Raw genomic sequence first — 26,158 nt, forward strand, 5'->3', positions numbered from 1 at the left:
AATCAATTAGTGAATAGATTGCAGATATGTTATAGTTAGAAGAAAGAAGATTAGACGAGGAGAAAAGATTATGAAAAGAACAGCATTATTTCTTGCAGGAATTCTTGTGATTTCATCACTTTCAGGATGTGGTGCAAAGAATTCGGCATCAGACAGCAGTGAACCATTTGAAGGAAAGTATGTAGTAACCGCCGACTATGTGAAAGAAAATCTGGACGATATCATCGTAGTGGATGCAAGAGGTGAAGATGAGGCGAAAAAAGGTACTGTAAAAGGTGCAGTGGCAACGACATGGCAGTATCTGGCAACCTGTGAAGACGGGGAAGCGGGAGATGCAAACTGGGGATGTATCCTTGATACAAAGCGCTTGAGCGAAAGATTAGGAGAGCTTGGGCTGGCAAAAGATAAGGAAATCGTGCTTTTTTCAAATGCGGAGAAAGGCTGGGGAGAAGATGGCAGGATTGCATGGGAGCTGATTGCGGCAGGCTATGAGGATGTAAAAATCGTAGATGGCGGGATCAAAGCACTGAAAGCAGCAGGAGTTGAGACTGTCAAAGGAGCAGCAGAGCCAAAACCGGTATCGGTAGAAATTGATTCTATTGATGAAACCCATGTGATCAATACGGATGAGTTGAAGGAAATTTATGACGACTGTAAAATCGTAGATACCCGTACAGATAAAGAATACAATGGAAAGACAATGTATGGGGAGGCAAATGGGGGACATCTTCCGGGGGCAATCCAGATCCGTTATACGGATTTGTTTAACAGTGACAGTACATTAAAGAGTAATGAAGATCTGACAAAGATGTTTGAAGATGCAGGACTTTCAAAAGAGGATCATATTATTACTTACTGTACCGGAGGAATCCGTTCAGCTTATATGCAACTTGTAATGGAAATGTGTGGCTTTGAAAATTCAGAGAACTATGACGAATCTTTCTACAGATGGTGTGTGGAAGGAGATCTGGAGAAATAAAGAGAAGCAGATCAACGAGATCTGAACATCGTATGAATATGAATGAATTTGAAAAATCGGGACGTTGGCAATTTAGTCAGCGTCCCGATTTTGTAACCTTTTTGGGAATAATTATTATTTTACAATTTTTTTCTTACCGAATGCAACGATTGCGCCAAGAGCAGCGAGCATTGCAACTGCAAGTGCAGCGATAGGAGCGGTATCTCCTGTCTTTGTTGTAGCAGCAGTAGCGGTCTTATTTGTATTCTGGCTATTACCGTTACCTTTGCTATTGTTGTCTTTCTTTGTATCAGGATCAACAACAGGATCTGTTACAAAATGTTTCTTGATCACTTCACTCTTTGCACCATTTTCGATGGTGAATACATTTGTGATTCCGGCTTCTTTGAGAAGCTGAGTTGCTTTTGCAGCACCTCTTGCACCACTGTTGCAAAGAACATAAATTGTTTTTCCTTCAAAATCTGCTTTGTGAGCAGCTACATATTCTGTAAATGCTTTTGCAAGATCATCCGGAAGGTTGTTGTCTTTGTCGAAAAGTGGAAGGGAAAGGGATCCCTTTAAGTGTCCTTTGGTGTAAGATTCTGTAGAACGTACATCAAGGATCAGGTAATTCTTTGTATCAGACATTTTGTTGATCACATGAGTATCAGATACATAAATGGAAGCAGCTTTTACATCTTCATTTTTTGCACCACCAGTGATGGTATGAACTTTTGCAAGATCATATCCGGCAGCTTTTAATAAAGCAGTAGCAGCTCTTGCACCACTTGCACCACTGTTACAGAGAAGATAGAGATCTTTTTTCTCAAGAGTGGCTTTGTTGTCTGTTACGTATTTTGTGAAATCTTTGGAAAGCTGGTCATCTGTAGTTTTTGCAACACCATCAGCATTAAATACTGGTGTTGAGATAGAACCTTTCAAATGTCCGGCACCATAGTTGCCTGTTGCACGAACATCAAGGATTGCTACATCGTCTTTTCCAACAGCAGCAACAGCTGTTTTTCCGTCTACAGCATTTCCATCTGTTCCTGACATTGCGTACAGGAGTTCCAGGCCTTTTGCACCGTTTGTGATAGTGTATACTTTTCCATCTTCCTTAGTGCTTGTGTTATAGCCAAGTTCTCCAAGAAGTTTGGTTGCTTTCTGAGCCCCTCTTGCACCACTGTTGCAGATGATGTAGATTGGTTTGTCTTCTGTTATTTTGGAAGGAATTTCTTCTTTGAAAGCTTTTTCAAGTGCTTCAGCCTCAGCTGTGTCAAGTTTGTTGTCGGCGTCAAACAGAGACTGTGAAATGGATCCTTTCAGAGTGCCTGTTTTAGCCTGTGCTTTTGTAGAACGCACATCAATGACATATGCAGTTCCTTCTTTTGCAGCTGTAATAGCATCGTTTCCGGATACAAATTTGTAACCATCTACAGTTACGAAAGCATTTTTTACAGTTTCATCTTTCGCACCACCGGTGATGGTATAGATCGTGTTTTTGTCAACACCGTTGTCTGCAAGTAAAGCAGTAGCGGCTCTTGCACCTCTTGAACCACTGTTGCAGAGAACGTATACTTTTTTGCCTGTGAAAGTGGAAATGTTGGCTTTTACATAGTCAGCGAAAGAAACGGCATAAGAATCCTTATTAGTTTCTGCAATTGCCGGCTCACCTTTTTCATCAATATAGAACAAAGGAAGAGAAATAGAATTCTTCAGATGTCCCTTTGCATAGTTTTCTGTTGTACGAACATCGATGATTACTACATCAGATGAATCAACAGCAGCTACGGCTTCAGCACCGGTTACAGCGTTGTTTGTTCCAAGGAAAGCGTAGCGTACTTCAAGGCCTGTTGCTCCGTAAGTAATAGTGTGAATGTTGTCAAGAGAATATCCTGCAGCGTTTAATAAAACGGTAGCAGCTTTTGCACCTGCGTTTCCACTGTTGCAGAGAACATAGATTTCTTTTCCTTCAAGAACGGAATTTCCGGTTACAGTTTCTGTGAAAGCTACAGCGGTAGGTTCATCGGAACGCTTAACAACACCATCTGAAGTAAATACTGGTGCAGAAATAGAACCTTCAATATGTCCCTTGTTGTAGTTTTCAGGTGTGCGTACATCTACGATAACACCAGAGCCGGCTTTTGCATTTTCGATGGCTTTTGATCCGTCTATAGGATTACCATCTGTGCCAAGTTCTGTGTAGCGACCAGCGATATCAGTAATAACATCCGAAGTTTCTTTAGAATCATCAGCTTCATCCGAAGCTTCTTCTTCAGAAGTTTCCCCTTCAGGAACTGTTACTTCTTCCTGGTTTTCTTGATTTTCTGAAACAGTAGTCTGCACATCACTTTCTGTAACGGCATCAGCAACCGGATCAGCGGCAAAAGCTGTCAGAGAGCCGTTCGCAAGTAATGCGAAAGACAGAAATACTGGTAATAATTTTCTTTTCATTTTTCCTCCTTACTCTCAAAATTAGGTTACGATTACATTGTAACAGTTTTCACAAAAATTTCATAATTGTTTTAATCTATATATAAAAACGGAATAGATAAAATCTATAGGTATAATTGAGAGATTTTATTAAACTAACTGCTGTTTCGTGGTAGAATAAAAGGATAAAAATGAAAAATGGGGATATGAAAATGAAGGGAATTATTTTGGCAGGCGGATCAGGAACCCGTCTCTATCCACTTACGATGGTGACATCCAAGCAGCTTTTACCTGTGTATGATAAGCCGATGATCTACTATCCGTTGTCGGTTCTTATGAGTGCGGGGATCCGGGAGATCCTGATCATCAGTACACCACAGGATACACCGAGATTTGAAGAACTTTTCGGGGACGGGCATCAGTTCGGCATCGAATTAACCTATGCGGTGCAGGAAAGACCGGAAGGTCTTGCGCAGGCGTTCATAATAGGAAAAAAATTTATTGGCAATGATGCGGCGGCAATGATCCTGGGGGATAATCTGTTTGCCGGGCATGGGCTTAAGAAACGCCTTTTAGAAGCGGTAAAAGCAGCGGAGAGAGGAGACGGTGCAACCATATTTGGATATTATGTGGATGATCCGGAACGGTTTGGTATCGTGGAATTTGATGAAAAGGGCAAGGCGGTTTCCATTGAGGAAAAACCCGAACATCCGAAAAGTAATTACTGTGTGACAGGTCTGTATTTTTATGATAACCGGGTGAGCGATTATGCAGGACAGTTAAAGCCAAGCAGACGTGGGGAGCTGGAGATCACGGATCTTAACCGGATCTATCTGGAGCAGGGAAGACTTCGGGTAGAGCTTCTGGGTCAGGGCTTTACCTGGCTGGATGCGGGCACCCATGAGAGTCTGACAGATGCGACTAATTTTGTGAAGACGGTAGAGACTCATCAGCACCGGAAAATTGGATGTCTGGAAGAAATTGCCTATCTGAATGGCTGGATTTCCAGAAACGCACTGCTGGAAGTCTGTGAAAAATACAGACAGAATCAGTATGGACAATATTTGCATGACGTAGCAGAAGGAAAGTTCAGAGAGAATCTGTTTTAGACAGGGGAGAGAGTTTATGAAAATCATTGTTACCGGCGGCGCCGGATTTATTGGCAGCAACTTTATTTATTATATGATGGAAAAGTATCCCGGGGATCGGATCATCTGTCTGGATGCACTGACTTATGCAGGACATTTGTCAACACTGGAACAGGCGATGAAAAATCCACTCTTTCGGTTTGTGAAAGCATCGGTGACAGACCGGGTGGCAGTGTACCGGTTATTTGAGGAAGAGCAGCCGGATATCGTGGTTAACTTTGCAGCAGAAAGTCATGTAGACCGGTCGATCGAAGATCCGGAAGTCTTTCTGGATACCAATATAAAAGGAACAGCAGTTCTGATGGATGCGTGCCGGAAATATGGAATCCGGCGTTATCATCAGGTTTCTACGGATGAGGTGTATGGGGATCTTCCGCTTGAACGGCCGGATCTGTTTTTTACAGAAGAGACACCGATCCATACGAGCAGTCCGTACAGTGCATCCAAGGCAGCGGCAGATCTTCTGGTACAGTCCTATCACAGAACGTATGGACTTCCGGTGACGATCAGTCGCTGTTCTAACAATTATGGACCCTATCATCTGCCGGAAAAGCTGATTCCGCTCATGATCGTTGAAGCACTTCATGACCAGCCGCTTCCGGTTTATGGTGATGGAAAAAATGTGCGCGACTGGCTTTATGTAAAGGATCACTGCCGGGCAATCGATCTGATCCTACGTCAGGGGAAAGAAGGGGAAATTTACAATGTCGGCGGTCACAACGAAATGAAAAACATCGATATTGTGAAGCTGATATGTAAAGAACTTGGAAAATCGGAAGATCTGATCACTTATGTAGAGGACCGGAAAGGGCATGATAGGAGATATGCAATCGATCCTACAAAGATTCATAGAGAACTTGGCTGGATCCCGGAGACTTCTTTTGCAGATGGCATTAAGAGAACTATCGAATGGTATCTGAAGCACCGGGAATGGTGGGAACCTATTGTAGAAAAGGAAATGAAAATAAAATGCTAAAGTTTTTGGTAACAGGTGCCGCCGGACAGTTGGGGAAGGATGTTATGCGTGAATTGGACAGCCGGGGTTATGAAGTGATTGGAAGCGGTACGAAAAAAAGAGAAGTTTCAGAGCGCTATGTGCAGATGGATATCACGGATGCGGGGGGTGTTATGGCAGTTCTGGAAAGGCTCAAACCGGATATTGTGATCCACTGTGCGGCGTGGACGGCGGTGGATGCGGCAGAAGAGCCGGAAAACTATGAAAAAGTATGGGAAGTTAATGGAAAGGGCACAGCAAATCTTGCATCCGCCTGCCAGAAAATTCATGCTAAAATGGTTTATATCAGTACAGACTATGTGTTTGGTGGACAGGGGAGCAGACCGTGGGAACCGGATTGTGAGGAGTTTTCGCCGCTGAACCGATACGGTGAAACGAAATTACAGGGTGAACAGGCAGTGAAAGCAGAACTGAAAGAGTATTTTATTGTGCGGATTGCCTGGGTATTCGGGAAAAACGGGAATAATTTTGTGAAGACCATGCTGGAGCTGGGGAAAAGACGGAAGGAACTTCGAGTGGTATGTGATCAGATTGGAACGCCGACTTACACAGCAGATCTTGCAAAATTTCTTGCAGATCTGTCGGTGACAAAGCGATATGGGATCTATCATGTGACTAATGAAGGAAAATATGTCAGTTGGTATGATTTTGCAAAAGAAATCTTCGCACAGGCTGTGAAGCTTGGTGAAAAAGAATATGCAGATGTAAAAGTGATTCCGGTTACGACAGCAGAATACGGAATTTCAAAAGCGGCAAGACCGTTTAACAGCAGACTTGACAGAAAAAGGATTTGTGAAGAAGGATTTCAGCCACTGCCGGTCTGGAAGAATGCGCTGGAGAGATATTTGCAGGAAGTTCTTGCAGAGAGAAAAGGATAAAAGGAAAATGGGACAGATAAAAGTAGAAAAAAATGTAGGTGGAATAGAAGGACTCTGTGTGATTGAGCCGGCAGTGCATGGCGATCTGCGGGGATACTTTATGGAAACTTATAATCAGAAGGACATGGAAGAAGCCGGATTTACGATGAACTTTGTACAGGATAACCAGTCCTCTTCCGGAAAAGCAGTACTGAGGGGTCTTCATTATCAGAAGAAATATCCGCAGGGAAAGCTGATACGCGTAATACGGGGAACTGTGTTTGACGTGGCAGTGGATATCAGAACGGGAAGTGCTACTTATGGAAAATGGTATGGGATCGTGCTGTCGGAAGAAAATAAAAAGCAGTTTTACATTCCGGAGGGATTTGCACATGGATTCCTGGTTTTGAGTGAGCAGGCAGACTTCTGTTATAAATGTACGGATTTTTATCATCCAGATGATGAAGGAGGGATTGCCTGGGATGATCCGACAATCCATATTGCATGGCCAGAGCTTGATGTGCCATACAGAATGAGCGAAAAAGATAAACAGTGGGGAAGGCTGGGAGAATAAGATGGAAAGAATTCAGGGATTAAAAGAATATGTACAGACAGCGCAGTATCTGGAAGGAATCGGGATCGGAAAAGAGCAGCAGAAGAAAGTGCAGATCGCCTATCAGCCACTTGCGCAGGGAGAATATAACATCAATTACTGGTTTGTGCATCCGCTGACTGGGAAGAAACTGGTACTTCGTGTTAATACGGGAAGTCAGATGCATCTGGAAAAGCAGATTGAATACGAATATCATGCATTGGAGCTTCTGAAGGATTCCGGGCGGACACCGGTGCCGGTTTTTGTAGATGGAAGTAAGAAGGAATTGCCATATGGAGTAATGGTTATGGAATTTCTGGAAGGAAGTGCACTGGATTACAGGAAGAATCTGATGGAAGCGGCAGAATGTCTTGCGGATATCCACAGTGTTCCGGTGAATGATACGGATGGACTGATATCGCCGGCGAATCCGCTGCAGGCGATTCTGGATGAATGCAATCAGATGGTGCAGACATACTACAACTCTGATCTGGGAGAAGAAAAGAAAAAGGTACAGATTCGGCGTCTTCTGGAACTGGGACAGGAGAAGATCAATGCGATACGGGATTATGATGGATACAGATGCTGTATTAACACAGAACTGAATTCCGGAAATTTTCTGATGAATGGTGCAGGAAAAGAAAATTATCTGATTGACTGGGAAAAGCCGCTTTATGGGGATCCGGTTCAGGATCTGGGGCATTTTCTTGCACCGACGACAACCTTCTGGAAAACAGATGTGATTCTGACAGAAGAAGAGATGACTGATTTTACAAGAAAATATATCCAGGCGGTAAATGGAAGATTTGATGTGAGTGGAATCGAAGAACGTCTGAACATTTTTATTCCGATCACGTGTCTCAGGGGAATTACATGGTGTGCAATGGCGTGGGTAGAATATCAGGAGCCGGGAAGACTGATTCGCAACGAAGAAACATTTAAAAAGATGGAAGACTATTTAAACCAGGATTTTCTGGATATGATCGAAGAAAGATATTATAAATAAAGATTTCAGGGATACGGAGTAATAAAATTCTGCGTTTTTCCACATACTACCCATATCGAATAAAATATGGAAAACATGTGGAACACAGGAGGAATAGAATCAATATGAAAGCTACAGGAATTGTCCGCCGGATCGATGATCTTGGCAGAATTGTCGTTCCGAAGGAAATCAGGCGCACGCTCCGTATCCGTGAGGGTGATGCACTTGAAATTTTCACCGACCGGGAAGGAGAAATCATTCTAAAAAAATACTCACCGCTTGGGGAAATGGGAAATTTTGCAGACCAATATGCAGAAAGTCTGGCGCAGACGCTTGGATATCTGGTGTGTATCACGGATACAGATCAGGTGATCGCAGCAGCAGGACCGGGGAAGAAAGAATTTCAGGAGCAGCTGATCACAAGACAACTTGCGGAAGTGATCGCAAGAAGGGAGCAGTTTCTGGCATCCTCTATGGAGCGGAAGTTCACGGTCATCGTGTCGGGACAGAATGCAGAACTGAAATGGCAGGTGGTAAGTCCGATCATCTGCGCCGGAGATGCGATCGGTTCTGTCGTGATTCTGGCAAAGGACGGCAGGAAAAAACCCGGTGAGCTGGAACAGAAGATGGCACTTTGCGCAGCAGGATTTCTGGGACGACAGATGGAACAGTAAAGGAATATTTCATAAGAATCTCTCATAGTATAAAAGGACGGGAGGGGTTCTTATGGAAAAAAAGCTGTTTGAAAATATCCATTTTACAAGACTTGTGAAAGCACTGATACTTTCTTACTTTCTTACGATGCTGATGCTGCTCGGACTGTCCTTTGGGCTGTATAAGTTTGACTTAAGCGAGAAAACCGTCCGGATCGGGATCCTTGCGGTTTACATAATTTCCACATTTGCCGGTGGATTTGTCATGGGAAAAATGGGGAAGACAAGGAAATTCCTGCGAGGATTTATGCTTGGAATGCTCTATTTTCTGCTACTGTTTGCAATTTCAGCAGGGATCTACCGGAGCGTGCAGGGTGGAATGCAGATGATGATCGCCTGGATCCTCTGTGGGGCAGGCGGAATGCTCGGTGGTATGGTGTCCTGAAGGGGCGGAGATGTAATTTTTGCGTTGACGGTATCAAGGGACATGTGCTATACTGTATCACATAATGAGCAAAGAAGGAGGATCTTACAATGAAACACATTAAAACATTGAATACACAGACTCTGAACAATACAGTAAAGAAGGGCGGATGCGGAGAATGCCAGACATCCTGTCAGTCAGCATGCAAGACTTCTTGTACAGTAGGAAATCAGACTTGCGAACACAGCAAATAAGAGATATTTGTAAGTGCAGTGAATAAGTATGACAAGCAGGCAGCGGCTTTAAAGCCGCTGTCATTTGACGTATGAGGAAAAATTTGAAAAATAAGGATAGAAAGGGGTACCGGTTGTGATTCATCAGTACCAGAACAATGGATATAATATTGTACTTGATGTCAACAGCGGATGCGTTCATGTAGTGGACGAGCCGGGGTACGAGGTTATTGCATGTCTGAACCGTATGAACGAGAATCAGACAGTGCAGACACTGAAAGAAGAAAGTACATGGAACCAGCTGAAAGATGAGCTGGAAGGGAAATATTCCGAAGAAGAACTCAGAGATATATTGGATGATGTGACAGAGCTGACAGAGAATGGACAGCTTTTTGTTGTTGATACATATGAACCTTTTATCGGGGAGGTTATCAAGCGTAAGACAGTTGTGAAGGCACTCTGCCTGCATATCGCACACGACTGCAATCTTGCCTGCAAATACTGTTTCGCAGAAGAAGGAGAGTATCACGGAAGAAGGGCGCTTATGACTTATGAAGTTGGTAAGAAAGCCCTGGATTTTCTGATCGCCAATTCCGGAACAAGAAGGAATCTGGAAGTTGATTTCTTTGGCGGGGAGCCGCTTATGAACTGGCAGGTTGTAAAAGACCTGGTGGCATACGGAAGAGAGCAGGAGAAGCTTCATGACAAGCACTTCCGCTTTACAGTAACTACGAACGGAGTGCTTCTGAATGATGAGATTCAGGAGTTTATCAATAAAGAGATGGATAACGTGGTCATCAGTCTTGACGGACGTAAGGAAGTAAATGACAGAATGCGTCCTTTCAGAAATGGAAAAGGAAGCTATGATCTGATCGTTCCGAAGTTCCAGAAGCTTGCAGATTCACGTAATCAGGAGCGCTACTATATCCGTGGAACATTTACCAGAAACAATCTGGATTTTTCAGAGGATGTAAAGCATTTTGCAGAGCTTGGCTTCAAGCAGATGTCGATCGAACCGGTTGTCGGGGATGAATCTGATCCGTATGCAATCCGGGAAGAAGATCTTCCGCAGATCTTTGATGAGTATGACAAGCTTGCAAGATATATTATCGAGAAAGATAAAAAGGGAGAAGGATTCAATTTCTTCCACTTTATGATCGACCTGGAAGGAGGACCTTGTCTGTACAAACGTCTGTCCGGATGTGGCTCGGGAACCGAATACCTTGCTGTTACACCATGGGGAGATTTCTATCCGTGTCATCAGTTTGTAGGTGATGAAGATTTCCTGATGGGAAATGTAAACGAAGGGATTACAAGACCGGAGATCGCAGATGAGTTCCGTTGCTGTAACGTATATACCAAAGAAAAATGCAAGAAATGTTTTGCAAGATTCTACTGCAGTGGTGGATGTATGGCAAACGCATACAAGTATGCAGACGGATTAAATGATTCTTATGATCTGGGCTGTGAGATGGAACGTAAGCGCGTGGAATGCGCGATTATGATAAAGGCTGCAATGGCAGACGAAAACTAAGAAAGGGACTTGGACATGAAGAAGAGTAAAGGAATAGTAAGCCTTGTTCTGATTGCTGCACTTTTAGGACTTCTTGGATTTACCTGCTGGCAGGGATTTGGTTCCTCCCACACAGGTTCCGCAAGAAATATCAATCTTGGTCTTGACCTTGCCGGTGGTGTCAGCATTACCTATCAGACGAAAGACAAGAATCCTTCAGCAGAAGATATGAAGGATACGATCTACAAGCTGCAGAAGCGTGTAGAGCAGTACAGTACAGAAGCAAGTGTATATCAGGAAGGGGATGACCGGATCAACATCGAGATCCCGGGTGTATCTGATGCCAATAAAGTTCTGGAAGAACTTGGCAAACCAGGATCACTGGTATTTCAGGATGCAGATGGCAATACCGTTCTTGAAGGAACAGATGTTAAAAATGCAGAGGCTCAGACACAGGAGAACTCTACGACTAAGAACAAAGAATATGTTGTAGCTCTGCAACTTACAAAAGAAGGAACAACCAAATTTGCAGAAGCAACAGCAGCAAATGTAGGAAAACAGATTTCCATTATTTATGATGGACAGACAATCAGTTCACCAAGAGTTAATCAGGCGATCGAAGGCGGAGAAGCCGTTATTACCGGTATGGAGAGCTATGAAGCGGCAGACAATCTTGCTTCTACCATCCGAATAGGTGGTCTTTCGCTGGAACTGGAAGAACTCCGTTCCAATGTTGTAGCGGCACAGCTTGGTGAAGATGCTATCAGAACAAGTTTAATGGCCGGTGCGATCGGACTTGCGATCATCTTTGTATTTATGTGTATTGTTTACCTGATTCCGGGTCTTGCGGCAGGGCTTGCACTTCTGATTTATACAGGGCTGGTTCTTATCCTTTTAAATGCATTCAATATCACGCTTACCCTCCCGGGTATTGCAGGTATTATTCTTGGAATCGGTATGGCGGTGGATGCCAATGTTATCATTTTTGCACGTGTGCGTGAGGAAGTGACAGCCGGTATCAGCGTCAAGACTTCCCTGAAGAATGGTTTCCACAAAGCGATGTCTGCGATCGTTGACGGTAACGTGACAACTCTGATCGCCGCAGCTGTATTGTGGTTCAAGGGATCCGGTTCTGTAAAAGGATTTGCACAGACACTGGCGCTTGGTATCGTAGTATCTATGTTTACTGCTCTTGTCATCACAAGAGTGATCATTTTCTCTCTGTACGCAATCGGGCTTCGTGATGTAAAGTTCTACGCAAAGAAGTTCAAAAAAGAGAGAAAGGTGATCGATTTCCTTGGAAAGAAAGCAATCTTCTTTGTGATTTCCATTGCTGTGATCGCAGCTGGTCTGATCACGATGGGAGTTCAGTCTTCCAAAGGAAACGGTGCGTTAAATTACAGCCTGGAATTCAAAGGTGGTACTTCAACAACTGTAACATTTGACAAAGATTATTCGATCAAAGAGATTGATTCCAAGATTGTTCCGGTTGTAGAAGAGACAACCGGCGATCACAATGTACAGGCACAGAAAGTAAAAGACAGCAACCAGATCATCATCAAGACACAGACACTGAGTCTGGATGAAAGAGAGGCGCTGAACAATGCACTTGCAGAGAACTTCGGCGTAGATGCATCTACGATCACGGCTGAGAATATCAGTTCTACTGTAAGTTCTGAAATGAGGCAGGATGCGATCGTTGCAGTTATTATTTCTGCAATCTGTATGCTGATCTATATCTGGTTCCGGTTCAAAGATGTACGTTTTGGATCCAGTGCGGTTCTTGCACTTTTGCATGACCTTTTATTTGTCCTTACATTCTATGCGGTTGCAAGAACTTCTGTAGGTAATACATTTATCGCATGTATGCTGACAATCCTCGGATATTCTATCAACGCAACGATCGTTATTTTTGACCGTATCCGTGAAGAACTTCGCACGATGAAGAGAAATGATGATCTGAAGGATGTTGTCAACAGAAGTATCACTTACACACTGACAAGAAGTATTTATACTACATTTACCACATTTGTTATGGTAGCTGTTCTGTATATTCTGGGCGTAAGTTCGATCAAAGAATTTGCTGCACCGCTTATGGTTGGTATTGCAGGTGGTGGATATTCATCTGTATGTATCACAGGTGCATTATGGTATGTAATGAAAACAAAAATCAGCGGCAAAAAAGCAGCGAAAAAGAAATAACTGACAGAAAATGAGGTGTCGGGGGAGAATCCTCCGGCATCTTTGTATTATCTGACTACCAAAGAAAGGAAAAGAGAAGATGGAGAACTGGGTACTTCTGAGAAAAGGAGCGGATTTTCAGCATATCAGTGAAAAATTCCATATCAGTCCGCGAGTGGCTTCTTTGATAAGAAACCGGGATGTGATCGGGGATGATGCGATCGAGAAATATTTAAACGGTACGATCGCCGATCTGTACGATGGAATGCTGATGAAGGATATGGACAAGGCAGTAGCGGTTCTTGGAGAAAAGATAAAAGAAAATGTAAAAATCAGGATCATCGGAGACTATGATATTGATGGAATCCAGTCGACCTATATTCTTCTGGAGGGATTCCGGATGCTCGGAGCTGATGTGGACAGTGACATTCCGGATCGTATGAAGGACGGGTATGGCCTGAACCGGAATCTGATCGACCGGGCGCTGGAGGCCGACGTGGATACGATCATTACCTGTGATAACGGGATTGCGGCAGCAGAGGAGATCGCCTATGCAAAAAGTATGGGAATGACAGTTGTGGTGACGGATCATCATGAGGTCCCATATACGGAAATTGGTGGGGAACGAAGATATATTCTGCCGGAGGCAGATGCGGTTGTGGATCCGAAGCAGGAGGACTGTACTTATCCGTTCAAAGGTCTGTGCGGGGCTGCGGTTGCTTACAAGCTGGTGGAGGCTCTGATGGAAGCTATGGGAAAGGATGCGGAAGATGCAGATTATCTGATGGAAAATGTGGCGATCGCAACGATCGGTGATGTTATGGATCTGGTGGACGAAAACCGTATTTTCGTAAAACAGGGACTGGATATGCTGAAACGGACGGAGAATCTGGGCCTGAAGGCGTTGATGGGATGTACTGGTGTGAATGTAGATAAGTTGTCTCCGTATCACATTGGATTTGTGATCGGTCCGTGTATGAATGCCAGTGGAAGACTGGATACGGCAAAGCGTGCCCTGGAGCTTCTGGAGGCAAAGAAAGTGGCGGAGGCGGATCTGCTGGCAGGTGATCTGAAAGCACTCAATGACAGCCGGAAGGATATGACGGCGCAGGCGGTAGAAGAGGCGTTTATCCAGGTGGAGAACAGTGAACTTAAGGATGCAGACGTGCTGGTGGTCTACCTGCCGGAATGTCATGAAAGCCTTGCCGGGATCGTGGCAGGAAGGATCCGGGAAAAATATTACCGTCCGGTCTTTGTGCTGACGAAGGGTGCGGAAGGTTTAAAGGGCTCAGGAAGATCGATCGAGACATGGCACATGTATGAAGGACTGAACCGTGTAAAGCATCTGTTGTCAAAATTCGGCGGGCATAAGATGGCGGCAGGTCTTTCCATGCCAGAGGAGAATCTGGAACAGTTCCGTAAGGAGATCAACGAAAAATCCGGGATCACACCAGAGGATCTGAATGAAAAGATTGCCATAGATATGCAGCTCCCGTTTGAATGTGTCAATGAAAAATTTATCGGAGAGCTTGCGGTTCTGGAACCGTTTGGCAAAGGAAATGCACGTCCGGTCTTTGCGGAAAGACAGGTACAGGTGGAAAGTGCGAGAATCCTTGGTAAGAATAAAAATGTGCTGAAGCTGCAGGTGAAGGATCTTCACGGTACAAGGATGGATGCCATATATTTTGGAGATGTGAATACCTTTGTGGAATATGTGCGTGAAAAATTTGGAGATATTGCCTGTGAGTGTCTGCTGCGCGGACACGGGCATGGAATTGTTATGGCATTTACCTATTATCCGGATATCAATGAGTATCAGGGAGTCCGTACACCACAGATTGTGATCCAAAATTATAAATAATTTGAAAAACAGCAATTTTATGCTATACTAATAGATATTGTATATATTTGTAGGTAAGGTGGAGAAGAAAGATGAAAAAACTTGAAGAATATGTTGTCAGCATTCCGGATTATCCGGAAAAAGGAATTATTTTCAGAGATGTAACCAGCATTCTCGAAGATCCGGAGGGACTTCAGCTTTCCATTCAGGAACTGCAGGATAAGCTTGACGGTGTGGATTTCAATATCGTGATCGGGCCGGAGTCCAGAGGATTTATTTTCGGAATGCCGATTGCATATAATCTGCATAAGGCATTTGTGCCGATCCGTAAAAAAGGAAAGCTTCCTTGCGAGACAGCATCGATCAAGTATGATCTGGAATATGGAAGTGCAGAGATCGAGATCCACAAGCGTTCGATCAAACCGGGAGACAAGGTTGTGATCGTAGACGACCTGATGGCAACAGGCGGTACGGCAGAAGCGATGATCAAACTGATCGAAGGACTTGGCGGTGAGGTTGTAGAAGTTCTCTGCCTGATCGAACTGATGGGCTTAAAAGGACGGGAAAGACTGAAAGGATACAAAGTAGACTCGGTGATCCAGTATCCGGGAAACTAATGAGAAGGAAGGGAAGGCTATGGCAGATGATATCGGAATCCAGCAGGAGATGCTGATCGAACCAACACATAAAAAACTGGAGATCGTAGATGGTCATGCGGTAAAGGATGTGGAAGATTATCAGAATCCGGAACTGCTCTATAAAAGTCTGATCGAGCGAGTCAGAAAGTACCATCCTTCGGCGGACGTCTCTATGATCGAAAAAGCATATCACATTGCAAGAGATGCACACAAAGGGCAGACACGGAAATCCGGAGAGCAGTATATTATCCATCCTCTGTGGGTTGGAATCATTCTGGCACAGCTGGAGATGGACAAAGAGACGATCGTTGCCGGCATCCTTCATGATGTGGTTGAAGACACGGTGATGACGGACGAAGAGATCCGTCAGGAATTCGGAGATGAGGTGGCGCTTCTGGTAGACGGTGTCACAAAGCTGGGACAGCTTTCCTATTCAGCAGATAAGCTGGAGGTGCAGGCTGAGAATCTTCGTAAGATGTTCCTTGCGATGGCAAAGGACATCCGTGTTATCATCATCAAGCTTGCCGACCGTCTGCACAATATGCGTACCCTGCAGTATATGCGACCGGAGAAGCAGCTGGAAAAAGCAAAAGAAACCATGGATATCTATGCTCCGATCGCACAGCGGCTTGGTATTTCCAAGATCAAGACAGAGCTGGATGATCTGGCACTCAAATATTCCCAGCCGGAGGTCTTTAACGATCTGGTAAGGCAGATCAATGCAAGGAAGACGGAAAGGGAAGAATTTGTCCAGCAGATTGTGGATGAGGTTTCCACACATATGAAGAATGCGAACATTGATGCAGAAGTGAACGGACGCGTGAAGCATTTTTTCAGTATTTACAAAAAGATGGTGAACCAGGATAAGACGGTGGATCAGATCTATGATCTGTTTGCAGTCCGTATTATCGTAGATTCTGTAAAAGACTGTTATGCGGCGCTTGGAGTTATCCATGAGATGTATACACCGGTACCGGGACGCTTTAAAGACTATATCGCAATGCCGAAGGCAAATATGTACCAGTCTCTGCATACAACTCTGATGAGCTCGATCGGTCAGCCGTTTGAGATCCAGATCCGTACAAAAGAGATGCATAAAACTGCTGAATACGGTATTGCGGCACATTGGAAATATAAAGAGTCCGAGGATGGAAAGAAGAGCGTTGAAGCGAAGGAAGAAGAGAAACTGAGCTGGCTTCGTCAGATCCTGGAATGGCAGCGAGACATGTCAGACAACCGGGAATTTCTGAATCTTCTGAAAGGAGATCTGGATCTTTTTGCAGAGGATGTATACTGTTTTACACCGAACGGAGATGTCAAGAATTTGCCGAACGGTTCTACGCCGGTTGACTTTGCCTATGCGATCCATACTGCAGTCGGCAACAAGATGGTAGGTGCCAGAGTCAATGGCAAGCTGGTCAATATCGATTACAAGATCCAGAACGGGGATCGAATCGAGATCCTGACTTCGCAGAACTCCAAAGGACCGAGCCGTGACTGGCTGAGTATCGTCAAGAGTACCCAGGCGAAGAACAAGATCAACCAGTGGTTTAAGAAAGAATTCAAAGAAGAAAATATTGTACGTGGTAAGGAAATGCTCGCCATTTACTGTAAGGCAAAAGGATTTGTACTCTCGGATCTGATGAAACCGAAATATATGCAGATCGTGCAGGAAAAGTACGGCTTTAAGGACTGGGATTCGATCCTTGCAGCACTTGGGCATGGTGGATTGAAGGAAGGGCAGATTGTCAACCGTCTTGCGGAAGAATACAGTAAGGATCACCGAAAAGAACTGACCGACGAAAGTGTTCTGGAAAAGGTTGCGGAAGCGGCAAAGAACAAGGTGCATATCACCAGATCCAAGAGTGGTATTGTGGTCAAGGGAATCGACGATATGGCAGTGCGTTTTTCCAGATGCTGCAATCCGGTGCCGGGAGATGAGATCGTTGGCTTTATCACCCGTGGACGCGGAATGTCGATCCACCGGACGGACTGTGTCAATATCATTCATCTGTCAGAAGCGGAAAGAGCGCGTCTGATCCCGGCAGAATGGGAAAAACCGGAGGAAGGTACAGATACCGGAAGCTATCTGGCTGAGATCAAGATGTATGCAAATGACAGGCAGGGACTTCTGATGGATATGTCCAAGGTGTTCACGGAGATGAATATTGATGTGAAGTCTATGAATGTAAGAACCAGCAAACAGGGAACAGCAACAATCGAAGCCGGATTTATTGTCCGGGGAAGAGAGGAGCTTGGAAAAGTGATCGGAAAGCTCCGGCAGATCGTCGGCGTGCTGGATATAGAACGAGCAGTGGGGTAAAAAGAAATGAAAATCGAAAAATTTGTAACAGGAATTATCAGTACCAATTGTTACATTGTTACCAATGAAGAAACAAAAGAGACCGTGATCGTTGATCCGGCAAACCTGTCAAAAGCGATGATCGGTTATATCGAAGAGGAAGAGCTTGTAATTAAGGCAATTCTTCTGACTCATGCGCATTTTGATCATATCATGGGAATCGATAAAGTGATCGACCGGTATGGGAAAATGCCGGTTTATGTAGAAGAATCCGATCTGGAGCTTCTTCACACACCGTCTATGAATGAGTCAACGGTATATACAAATGGCTACAGCTACCCGGGTGGAGAAGTGATCCATGATGGAGATGTGCTTCATCTGATCGGAGAAGATTTCCGGGTGATCCATACACCGGGACATACCCAGGGCGGCGTATGCTACTATGTAGAAAAAGAGGGAGTACTTTTCAGTGGAGATACATTGTTCTGTTGTTCAGTCGGAAGAAGTGATTTTGCAACCAGCAGCACTTCTGCACTGATTCGTTCGATCAAGGAAAAGCTGTTCCTGCTTCCGGATGAAACAAAGGTATTCCCGGGACATATGGGCGCAACAACGATTGGCAACGAAAAAGTGAACAACCCGTATGTGTAGAGGAGCAGAAAAATGATTCGGATCAGCTGTAAAAATGAACGTTTCACCTACGACATGTATCATATCGTAAAGTCATTTCTTCCTGATGCCGAGATCAGCCAGAAGGTAGATCCAGAGCAGGAACTTCTGATCGAGATGACCGCAGAAGAGGAACCGGATCTGGAAGAGCAGGCATGTGATAAAAAGGTCCGGTGGACCTTTTTTCGTTGCAGGGAGGCTGAAATCGCAGACATCAGCGAAAAAAGAGAACAAAAGCGTTATATCAATAAAAAATTATATCAGACCCTGGTCAAAAAGACCGGAGAAGAACATGCATGGGGGAATATGACAGGTGTCCGCCCCACAAAGATGATCATGGAAAGACTGGAGGAAGGTTCTTCTGAGGAAGAAATCATACGGTATATGCATGATACCTATGTGGTAAGCATGAAGAAAGCAAGGCTTGGTATTGAGATCGCAAAGCGGGAAAAAGCCCAGCTTGACAAGCTGGATTATGAAAATGGATATAGCCTTTATATCGGAATTCCGTTCTGCCCGACAACCTGCAGTTACTGCTCCTTTACTTCTTATCCGGTTGCAAAATGGCAGGACCGGATGGATGAATATGTAGATGCACTTTTAAAAGAGCTTGCATTTATTGCGGAGGTTTCAAAAGAAAAGCATCTTAATGCGATTTATATGGGAGGCGGTACGCCGACAACCCTGGGTGCACAGCAGATGGACCGGGTTTTGAGTTTTCTGGAAGAACATTTTTCTTTTGAACATCTGAAAGAATATACGATTGAAGCCGGAAGACCGGACAGCATTACTGAGGACAAGCTGCGAGTGATCCGAAAGCATGGAGTTGGCAGAATTTCTATCAATCCGCAGACCATGCAGCAGAAGACACTGGATGTGATCGGAAGACGTCACACAGTGGAGGATGTAGTCCGCATTTTCCATCTGGCAAGAGAACTGGGATTTGACAATATCAATATGGATCTGATCGCAGGGCTTCCGGGAGAACATCCGGAGGAGATGGAAGATACTCTTCGCCAGATCAAAGAGCTTGCACCGGACAGTTTGACGGTCCATGCACTTGCAATGAAACATGGTTCGAGACTGACACGCGAACGGGCTGCAAGCGCAGAAAAACAGAATTACAAACAGATGGCAAGAGAGCTGGAAGAGATGATCGATATGGCACGTAAGGCGGCCGGTGAGATGGGGCTTTATCCGTATTATCTCTACAGACAGAAGAATATTGCAGGAAATTTTGAAAATGTAGGTTACGCAAAGGTTGACAAAGCGGGAATTTACAATATACTGATTATGGAGGAAAAGCAGTCCATCGTTGCTGCCGGTGCAGGCGCATCGACTAAGGTGGTGCTTCCGTATGAGATTCCGGCGCCTGGAAGTAAAAACGGGCGGATGACGAATCTGATAAGAATAGAAAATGTCAGGGATGTGGGAGAATATATTTCCCGTATCGATGAGATGATAGAGCGAAAAGGAGAATGGTTATGGCATTAAAGAAAAAACCGGTTACCGGCATGAAAGACATGCTCCCGAAAGAAATGGAAATCAGAGATTATGTGATCCAGATGATCAAGGATACCTATAAGACATTTGGATTTACTTCCATAGAGACACCGTGTGTGGAACACATTGAGAACCTGTGCAGCAAACAGGGCGGTGACAATGAAAAACTGATCTTCAAGATTCTGAAGAGAGGGGAAAAACTGAAAATTGCTGAGGCAAAAGAAGAGATCGATCTGGTAGACGGAGGACTTCGTTATGACCTGACAGTTCCGCTTGCAAGATACTATGCAAATCATGCAAATGAACTGCCGTCACCGTTTAAGGCACTTCAGATTGGCAATGTATGGAGAGCAGACCGTCCACAGAGAGGACGTTTCCGTCAGTTCATGCAGTGCGATATCGATATTTTAGGTGAGCCGGGTAATCTTGCAGAGATCGAACTGATCCTTGCAACCACGACCATGCTTGGAAAGATGGACTTCCACAATTTTACGGTATGTATCAATGACCGTAATATCTTAAAGGCGATGGCTGCATTCAGTGGATTTAAGGAAGAAGATTTCGACGAAGTATTTATCATCCTTGATAAGATGGATAAGATCGGCAAAGAAGGTGTAGGCGAAGAACTGGTTGAGATGGGTTATACAAAAGAAAATGTAGATACTTATCTTGGACTCTTTGATGAGATCAGCCCGGATGTTGACGGAATCCGTTTCTGCAAAGAAAAGCTGGCAGGATTCCTTGATGAGAAGACAGCTGACAGCATGGAAATGATCATTTCCAGCGTAGAAAGTGCAAAAGAGGCAGATTTCAAAGTAAAATTTGATCCGACGCTGGTACGTGGACAATCTTACTATACAGGAACCATTTTTGAAGTAACGATGGATGAATTCGGCGGCTCTGTTGCAGGTGGCGGACGTTACGATAAGATGATCGGTAAATTCACAGGGCAGGACACACCGGCATGTGGATTCTCAATCGGATTTGAGCGTATTGTCATGCTGCTTCTGGAAAATGGATATGAGATTCCTTCCAAGCGCCAGAAAAAAGCATATCTTCTTGAAAAGAATATGCACAAGGAAGGCATCCTCAAAGTACTTGAGATGGCAAAAGCTGACCGCGCAGCCGGGAAACAGGTTCTGGTGGTCAATATGAAGAAGAACAAGAAATTCCAGAAGGATCAGCTGATCGCAGAAGGATATGAAGATATCACAGACTGCTACAAAGATTCCGTTATGGATTTATAAGGAAAGAGAAACGCAGGAGGATAAATTAGAATGGCAGAGTCAATGACAGGATTGAAAAGAACACACCGGTGTGCAGAGCTTTCAGAGGCAAACATCGGTGAAAAAGTAACCATCATGGGATGGGTACAGAAGAACAGAAATAAAGGTGGACTGGTTTTTGTAGATGTACGTGACCGTTCCGGACTGATCCAGGTTGTTTTTGAAGAGGGAAGTACAGATAAAGCGCTTCTTGAGAAGGCAGCAAAGCTGAGAAGTGAGTTTGTTGTAGCAATCGTGGGAACTGTTGAAAAACGTTCCGGTGCAGTTAATGAAAATCTTGCAACAGGTGCGATTGAGATCAAACCGGAAGAACTCAGAATTTTATCTGAATCTGAGACACCTCCGTTCCCGATCGAAGAGAATTCAAAGACAAAAGAGGAAGTACGTCTGAAATACCGTTTCCTCGATCTTAGAAGACCGGACATCCAGAGAAACCTGATGATGAGAAGTCGTGTGGCTACCCTCGCACGTCAGTTCATGGCAAAAGAAGGATTCCTTGAGATCGAGACACCGTTCCTGATCAAGAGTACACCGGAAGGTGCAAGAGATTACCTGGTACCGAGCCGTATCCATCCGGGAAGCTTCTATGCACTTCCGCAGTCACCGCAGATCTTCAAACAGCTGCTGATGTGCTCCGGATATGACCGTTATTTCCAGATTGTAAAATGTTTCCGTGATGAAGACCTTCGCGCAGACCGTCAGCCGGAATTTACACAGATGGATATGGAACTTTCTTTTGTAGATGTTGATGATGTCATTGATATCAATGAGAGACTGCTTGCACATCTGTTCAAAGAAGTACTGGATATCGATGTGCAGCTCCCGATCCAGAGGATGACCTGGCAGGAAGCAATGGACAGATTCGGTTCTGACAAACCGGATATCCGTTTCGGTATGGAGCTGGTTAATGTGACAGAGACTGTAAAAGACAGTGAATTTGTTGTATTTAAGAATGCGATCGAAGCAGGTGGAACTGTCCGTGGTATCAACGCAAAAGGACAGGGCGGCATGGCCAGAAAGAAGATCGACAAGCTGGTTGATTTTGCAAAAGGTTATGGAGCAAAGGGACTTGCTTATATTGCAATCCATGAAGACGGAACGGTCAAATCTTCTTTCTCAAAATTTATGACAGAAGAAGAGAATGCAGCACTTATTAAGGCGATGGACGGAGAGAACGGAGACCTTCTTCTCTTTGCGTCAGATAAGAATAAAGTTGTATGGGATGTTCTTGGTGCACTCAGACTGGAGCTGGCCCGTCAGATGGAACTCCTTGATAAGAATGAATACAAATTCCTGTGGATCACAGAATTCCCGCTTCTTGAGTGGAGTGATGAACAGAACCGTTTCACAGCAATGCATCATCCGTTTACCATGCCGATGGAAGAAGACCTTCAGTACATCGACAGTGATCCGGGAAGAGTCCGTGCAAAAGCATATGACATCGTTCTGAATGGTAACGAGATCGGAGGCGGAAGTGTCCGTATCTTCAACCAGGAGATCCAGAGCAAGATGTTTGAAGTCCTTGGATTTACACCAGAACAGGCACAGGAACAGTTCGGATTCCTTCTGAATGCATTCAAATATGGTGTGCCGCCACACGCAGGACTTGCTTACGGTCTTGACCGTCTGGTTATGCTGATGGCAAAACAGGACAGCATCCGTGACGTGATCGCATTCCCGAAGGTAAAAGATGCATCTGACCTGATGACAGAAGCACCGGAGAGAGTTGATCCGAAGCAGCTGGAAGAGCTTGGACTGGAGCTGGAAGAGCAGACAGAGGACGTTGAATAAATTTTATAATTCAATTTTTTAAAATGAACATTTTTTCACATAAGACAGAATTGCCTGTTAAAGTGAAGAAATGTTCATTTCTTTTTTTATAACGAAATTCTATAATAAAGGTAGTTGAAATAAAAGGAGGATGGGATATATGGCACATAAAATTTTAGAAGAATCGAATGAGATCAATGATCTGCTTGTGAAATGGAGAAGGGATCTTCATCAGATTCCGGAGACGGATCTGGAACTTCCGAAGACTGTGGAATATATCAGTAAACGTCTGGATGAGATGAATGTAGAATACAAGGTATTTCCTGAGGTCTCAGTGATTATCGCACAGATCGGAAAAGGGGATAAATGTTTTCTTCTTAGAAGTGATATGGACGCGCTTCCGGTAGAAGAGGAAACGGGACTTGAATTTGCATCAAAGAACGGATGCATGCATGGATGTGGACACGATCTGCACGCTACGATCCTTCTTGGAGCGGCAAAAATTTTAAAGGCACATGAAGAAGAACTGCCGGGCGTAGTCAAATTATTGTTCCAGCCAGGTGAGGAGACCTTCCGCGGAGCGAAAGCAGCAGTGGAAGCAGGAGTCCTGGAGAATCCGCATGTAGATGCTGCCTTTGCAGCGCATGTATTTGCGGCAATTCCATATGGAACGATTGGATATGGTGTGGAAGCCATGGCGTCTGTATATGGCTTTAAAATCACCCTTACAGGACGTGGCGGACACGGTTCTGCACCGGAGGGCTGTATTGACCCGATCAACGCTGGTGTAGAAGTTTATCATGCTCTTCAGGCACTGATCGCCAGGGAATGTCCACCATCAGCAGAGGCAGCACTTACGATTGGACAGTTTACAGCTGGCAATGCAGCAAATGTAATTCCGGAGCGCTGCGTGCTTCAGGGAACACTAAGGACATTTAATGAAGAAGTAAGGACGATGCTGATTCGGAGGATCAATGAAATTGTTCCGGCTGTTGCAGCAGCTTATCGTACTACTTGTGAAATTGAAGAACTCAGCAATGTTCCGAGTGTAACTTGCAATGAAGAACTGAATGCAGAGTATATTAAAAGTGTTGAGTCTCTTGAGAATCCGGGAACAACGATTAACGGTGGATTCCATGTCATGGGATCCGAAGACTTTGCAGTGATTTCAGCAAAAGTACCGGCAAGTTATTTTGTTATCGGAGCCGGAGTGGAAGATCAGAGTAAATGGAAAGGACAGCATAATCCGAAGATTCTGTTTAATGAAAAAGCATTACCGCTTGGCGCAGCCATGTATGCGAAGATTGCAATGGACTGGCTGGCAAAATAGAAGAGAAGATCTATAAGGTTAGAATAAATGAAAAGAAGGGATCAGGCTTTTGCAAAAAGTGAAAGATGATCCCTTTTCGTGTATCTGGCACAACTCTGACAAATGGAGTCTTTTGGTTTAAATAAAAGTTTAATCAGAAATTTACATGAATGAAAAAAGAGACTTATGAAAATCATAAGTCTCACAAAGAGCGACAGACGGGACTCGAACCCGCGACCTCCACCTTGGCAAGGTGGCGTACTACCAACTGTACTACTATCGCATTTGTTAAGTTGTGTTCATCAGAACAATATTTACTATACCGTACAAAGAAGGAATTGTCAACGAAAAAATGAAGAAATTTTGTTCTACTTTTTACGAAGATTCAATAAGTTTTCTGTTAATCAGACAAAAAATAATTTTAACAGAATAATATATGAAGATGAATGAAAAAGTCCGACACATAAAAATGAAAATATACTTGACCAATTGATAGATATATTGTATAGTATTTATTGTTCTGATGAACAACAAATACTGAATGCGATAGTAGTACAGTTGGTAGTACGCCACCTTGCCAAGGTGGAGGTCGCGGGTTCGAGTCCCGTCTGTCGCTCTTGAATTAAGAACTACATGTTGCGTGTGGTTCTTTTTTGTGCATACAATGAGCCAAATACAGATTTTCACACCTATGCAGATTTGTGCTTGCACAAGGATCTGCATAGGTGTGAAAATCTGTATTTGGCGAATGTACATCATCGAGCTGCTAAGCGAGATGGTGTACGTTCGCCAGGGGTTCGTGCTCACACGAAACCCTGGCTCATTACTAACGTAAAAAAGACTGGCATCGAGCCAGTCTTTCATCATAACTATTCTTTTTTATTTCAGGAAGAACCAGTATCCTGCAAATGCAGCAGCTGCGATGATCAGGAAGATAAGGATTACAACAAGGACAACAGGAAAATGTCTTTCATCATCATCTTCTTCGTCTAACATATTCTGATAGTTCTCACGCATCTCCTGTTCACGTTTTTCACGGACATGCTTTGGTGGAATATTAGAATAGGTCTGTTCTTTTTCCTCCTCTGGAGTGGAAAGATCAGGTGCTGTAATTTTAAGTTCATCCTTTTCATCAGAAATGATACGTGTGCTGGAATTGTCAATTGCATGTACCGGTTTGGCCTCTTCCGGACGTTTCTTTTTCGGACGTGGACGAACTTCTTCCCGGCTTTCTTCCTGACCTTCTGCATATTTGAGAAGTGGACGGTCTGAAGTAACAGGACGTTTCTTTGGATGCGGTCTGGATGGCTGTCCTTCGGAAGAACCTTCTGTCTTCGGACGAGGTTTTCTTGCCGGTCTTTCTCCTTCAGCAGCCGGGTTCGGACGTTTTTTCTTCGGATGAGCCGGTACTTCCGGATTAGCAGAAGAAGCGGTCCGCGTTTCGGCGTTTTCCGGAGATACCCGACGTTTTTTCTTTGGCTGGGCTGGACGTTCGGCAGAAGTTCTTTCTCCTTCGGCAGCCGGGCGCTTTTTGTGTGGCTTTTCGGCAGCCTTACCGGATTCAACTGTTTTTTCAGCCAATGCTTCTTTTGCAAGCTTTTTCTTCTTTTCACGCTGTTTATCTAAATTCCACTGCTTTTTACAGTCGCGGCAGATTGCGAATTCATTGTAGATTGCTTCACCGGCTTCATTTTCGCCTACTTTTTTGTTCTTGATCTCAAGATCCTTTTTACAAATCGGGCACTGCATGATTTATCTCTCCTCTTTGGTTTTTTAATATGTATCTACTCCCTTATTAAATGATGTAAATGTTAAAACTTATGTTTAACATTCACGTACTTAAATACAT

General features: G+C 44.2%; 21 protein-coding genes and 2 tRNA genes. 20 read left to right on the forward strand and 3 right to left on the reverse strand.

Translation table 11 applies throughout. From position 1 onward, the window contains the following. The first annotated feature begins 70 nt into the window (after positions 1-70). The gene (locus ACYQ5K_RS03425) at positions 71-979 is read left to right on the forward strand and encodes a rhodanese-like domain-containing protein (protein ID WP_173688390.1); all 909 of its coding nucleotides are present in this window, start codon (positions 71-73) and stop codon (positions 977-979) included. Positions 980-1,093: 114 nt separating this feature from the next. Here ACYQ5K_RS03425 and ACYQ5K_RS03430 read toward each other — a convergent pair whose 3' ends face one another. Next, complete coding sequence (locus ACYQ5K_RS03430; protein ID WP_173688389.1) at positions 1,094-3,412, reverse strand: rhodanese-like domain-containing protein; 2,319 nt, start codon at positions 3,410-3,412, stop codon at positions 1,094-1,096. 191 nt (positions 3,413-3,603) lie between these two features. On the opposite strand from ACYQ5K_RS03430, the gene rfbA reads away from it, so the two are divergent. From rfbA to ACYQ5K_RS03520, 18 genes are all read left to right on the forward strand, one after another. Continuing rightward, positions 3,604-4,500 carry a glucose-1-phosphate thymidylyltransferase RfbA gene (gene rfbA / locus ACYQ5K_RS03435; protein WP_178025694.1) on the forward strand — a complete coding sequence of 299 codons (897 nt, stop codon included), beginning with the start codon at positions 3,604-3,606 and terminating at the stop codon, positions 4,498-4,500. Between the two features lie 16 nt (positions 4,501-4,516). Beyond that, a complete protein-coding gene (gene rfbB, locus ACYQ5K_RS03440; protein ID WP_173688388.1) occupies positions 4,517-5,515 on the forward strand; it encodes a dTDP-glucose 4,6-dehydratase in 999 nt (332 codons plus the stop codon). Then, complete coding sequence (rfbD, locus tag ACYQ5K_RS03445) at positions 5,509-6,432, forward strand: dTDP-4-dehydrorhamnose reductase (RefSeq protein WP_173688387.1); 924 nt, start codon at positions 5,509-5,511, stop codon at positions 6,430-6,432. Before rfbB ends, rfbD begins: the two co-directional genes overlap by 7 nt. A 7-nt stretch (positions 6,433-6,439) precedes the next feature. Beyond that, positions 6,440-6,985: a dTDP-4-dehydrorhamnose 3,5-epimerase gene (rfbC, locus tag ACYQ5K_RS03450; RefSeq protein ID WP_173688386.1), complete on the forward strand. Its 546-nt coding sequence runs from the start codon at positions 6,440-6,442 to the stop codon at positions 6,983-6,985. Between the two features lies 1 nt (position 6,986). Then, positions 6,987-8,009: an aminoglycoside phosphotransferase family protein gene (locus ACYQ5K_RS03455; protein WP_173688385.1), complete on the forward strand. Its 1,023-nt coding sequence runs from the start codon at positions 6,987-6,989 to the stop codon at positions 8,007-8,009. A 104-nt stretch (positions 8,010-8,113) separates the two neighbouring features. Then, complete coding sequence (spoVT, locus tag ACYQ5K_RS03460) at positions 8,114-8,662, forward strand: stage V sporulation protein T (protein ID WP_173688384.1); 549 nt, start codon at positions 8,114-8,116, stop codon at positions 8,660-8,662. 52 nt (positions 8,663-8,714) lie between these two features. Further along, positions 8,715-9,086 (forward strand): TIGR04086 family membrane protein, encoded by a 372-nt coding sequence (locus ACYQ5K_RS03465; RefSeq protein ID WP_173688383.1) that lies wholly within the window; start codon positions 8,715-8,717, stop codon positions 9,084-9,086. 89 nt (positions 9,087-9,175) lie between these two features. Continuing rightward, on the forward strand, positions 9,176-9,319 hold the full coding sequence (gene scfA / locus ACYQ5K_RS03470) for a six-cysteine ranthipeptide SCIFF (protein WP_008369659.1): 144 nt from the start codon (positions 9,176-9,178) through the stop codon (positions 9,317-9,319). 115 nt (positions 9,320-9,434) lie between these two features. Beyond that, positions 9,435-10,832 carry a thioether cross-link-forming SCIFF peptide maturase gene (scfB, locus tag ACYQ5K_RS03475; RefSeq protein ID WP_173688382.1) on the forward strand — a complete coding sequence of 466 codons (1,398 nt, stop codon included), beginning with the start codon at positions 9,435-9,437 and terminating at the stop codon, positions 10,830-10,832. A gap of 15 nt (positions 10,833-10,847) precedes the next feature. Continuing rightward, positions 10,848-13,013, forward strand: coding sequence for a protein translocase subunit SecD (gene secD / locus ACYQ5K_RS03480; RefSeq protein ID WP_173688381.1), 2,166 nt, complete (start codon positions 10,848-10,850; stop codon positions 13,011-13,013). Positions 13,014-13,092: 79 nt separating this feature from the next. Continuing rightward, positions 13,093-14,853 carry a single-stranded-DNA-specific exonuclease RecJ gene (gene recJ / locus ACYQ5K_RS03485; protein WP_459777264.1) on the forward strand — a complete coding sequence of 587 codons (1,761 nt, stop codon included), beginning with the start codon at positions 13,093-13,095 and terminating at the stop codon, positions 14,851-14,853. A 71-nt stretch (positions 14,854-14,924) separates the two neighbouring features. Next, positions 14,925-15,449: an adenine phosphoribosyltransferase gene (locus ACYQ5K_RS03490; protein WP_173688379.1), complete on the forward strand. Its 525-nt coding sequence runs from the start codon at positions 14,925-14,927 to the stop codon at positions 15,447-15,449. Positions 15,450-15,468: 19 nt separating this feature from the next. Next, positions 15,469-17,793 carry a RelA/SpoT family protein gene (locus ACYQ5K_RS03495; RefSeq protein WP_173688378.1) on the forward strand — a complete coding sequence of 775 codons (2,325 nt, stop codon included), beginning with the start codon at positions 15,469-15,471 and terminating at the stop codon, positions 17,791-17,793. Between the two features lie 6 nt (positions 17,794-17,799). Then, entirely contained in the window at positions 17,800-18,423 is a 624-nt protein-coding gene (locus ACYQ5K_RS03500) for an MBL fold metallo-hydrolase (RefSeq protein ID WP_173688377.1), read from the forward strand. 12 nt (positions 18,424-18,435) lie between these two features. After that, positions 18,436-19,935, forward strand: coding sequence for a coproporphyrinogen dehydrogenase HemZ (gene hemZ / locus ACYQ5K_RS03505; RefSeq protein ID WP_173688376.1), 1,500 nt, complete (start codon positions 18,436-18,438; stop codon positions 19,933-19,935). Beyond that, on the forward strand, positions 19,920-21,191 hold the full coding sequence (hisS, locus tag ACYQ5K_RS03510; RefSeq protein ID WP_173688375.1) for a histidine--tRNA ligase: 1,272 nt from the start codon (positions 19,920-19,922) through the stop codon (positions 21,189-21,191). The genes hemZ and hisS overlap by 16 nt, the downstream gene beginning before the upstream one ends. A gap of 30 nt (positions 21,192-21,221) precedes the next feature. Further along, positions 21,222-23,021, forward strand: a complete 1,800-nt coding sequence (gene aspS, locus ACYQ5K_RS03515; protein ID WP_459777265.1) for an aspartate--tRNA ligase — start codon at positions 21,222-21,224, stop codon at positions 23,019-23,021. Between the two features lie 139 nt (positions 23,022-23,160). Then, on the forward strand, positions 23,161-24,330 hold the full coding sequence (locus ACYQ5K_RS03520) for a M20 metallopeptidase family protein (protein ID WP_459777266.1): 1,170 nt from the start codon (positions 23,161-23,163) through the stop codon (positions 24,328-24,330). A gap of 189 nt (positions 24,331-24,519) precedes the next feature. Here the strand turns inward: ACYQ5K_RS03520 and ACYQ5K_RS03525 are convergent. After that, a tRNA-Gly gene (locus ACYQ5K_RS03525) sits at positions 24,520-24,592 on the reverse strand. Between the two features lie 260 nt (positions 24,593-24,852). On the opposite strand from ACYQ5K_RS03525, the gene ACYQ5K_RS03530 reads away from it, so the two are divergent. Then, positions 24,853-24,925 (forward strand) — tRNA-Gly (locus ACYQ5K_RS03530). Positions 24,926-25,188: 263 nt separating this feature from the next. On the opposite strand, the gene ACYQ5K_RS03535 is transcribed toward ACYQ5K_RS03530, so the two are convergent. Next, positions 25,189-26,058 (reverse strand): hypothetical protein, encoded by an 870-nt coding sequence (locus ACYQ5K_RS03535; RefSeq protein ID WP_459777267.1) that lies wholly within the window; start codon positions 26,056-26,058, stop codon positions 25,189-25,191. Positions 26,059-26,158: the final 100 nt, after the last annotated feature.

The organism is Allocoprococcus similis, from assembly GCF_054660775.1.

Bases quoted from the DNA above. Each gene is read 5' to 3' on its own strand.
- rfbA (WP_178025694.1), top strand. From the start codon at position 3,604: ATGAAGGGAATTATTTTGGCAGGCGGATCAGGAACCCGTCTCTATCCA.
- rfbC (WP_173688386.1), top strand. From the start codon at position 6,440: ATGGGACAGATAAAAGTAGAAAAAAATGTAGGTGGAATAGAAGGACTC.
- hemZ (WP_173688376.1), top strand. From the start codon at position 18,436: ATGATTCGGATCAGCTGTAAAAATGAACGTTTCACCTACGACATGTAT.
- recJ (WP_459777264.1), top strand. From the start codon at position 13,093: ATGGAGAACTGGGTACTTCTGAGAAAAGGAGCGGATTTTCAGCATATC.
- rfbB (WP_173688388.1), top strand. From the start codon at position 4,517: ATGAAAATCATTGTTACCGGCGGCGCCGGATTTATTGGCAGCAACTTT.
- ACYQ5K_RS03465 (WP_173688383.1), top strand. From the start codon at position 8,715: ATGGAAAAAAAGCTGTTTGAAAATATCCATTTTACAAGACTTGTGAAA.
- ACYQ5K_RS03425 (WP_173688390.1), top strand. From the start codon at position 71: ATGAAAAGAACAGCATTATTTCTTGCAGGAATTCTTGTGATTTCATCA.
- ACYQ5K_RS03430 (WP_173688389.1), bottom strand. From the start codon at position 3,412: ATGAAAAGAAAATTATTACCAGTATTTCTGTCTTTCGCATTACTTGCG.
- scfA (WP_008369659.1), top strand. From the start codon at position 9,176: ATGAAACACATTAAAACATTGAATACACAGACTCTGAACAATACAGTA.
- spoVT (WP_173688384.1), top strand. From the start codon at position 8,114: ATGAAAGCTACAGGAATTGTCCGCCGGATCGATGATCTTGGCAGAATT.
- aspS (WP_459777265.1), top strand. From the start codon at position 21,222: ATGGCAGAGTCAATGACAGGATTGAAAAGAACACACCGGTGTGCAGAG.
- ACYQ5K_RS03495 (WP_173688378.1), top strand. From the start codon at position 15,469: ATGGCAGATGATATCGGAATCCAGCAGGAGATGCTGATCGAACCAACA.
- ACYQ5K_RS03455 (WP_173688385.1), top strand. From the start codon at position 6,987: ATGGAAAGAATTCAGGGATTAAAAGAATATGTACAGACAGCGCAGTAT.
- secD (WP_173688381.1), top strand. From the start codon at position 10,848: ATGAAGAAGAGTAAAGGAATAGTAAGCCTTGTTCTGATTGCTGCACTT.
- ACYQ5K_RS03490 (WP_173688379.1), top strand. From the start codon at position 14,925: ATGAAAAAACTTGAAGAATATGTTGTCAGCATTCCGGATTATCCGGAA.
- ACYQ5K_RS03535 (WP_459777267.1), bottom strand. From the start codon at position 26,058: ATGCAGTGCCCGATTTGTAAAAAGGATCTTGAGATCAAGAACAAAAAA.
- ACYQ5K_RS03500 (WP_173688377.1), top strand. From the start codon at position 17,800: ATGAAAATCGAAAAATTTGTAACAGGAATTATCAGTACCAATTGTTAC.
- hisS (WP_173688375.1), top strand. From the start codon at position 19,920: ATGGTTATGGCATTAAAGAAAAAACCGGTTACCGGCATGAAAGACATG.
- ACYQ5K_RS03520 (WP_459777266.1), top strand. From the start codon at position 23,161: ATGGCACATAAAATTTTAGAAGAATCGAATGAGATCAATGATCTGCTT.
- rfbD (WP_173688387.1), top strand. From the start codon at position 5,509: ATGCTAAAGTTTTTGGTAACAGGTGCCGCCGGACAGTTGGGGAAGGAT.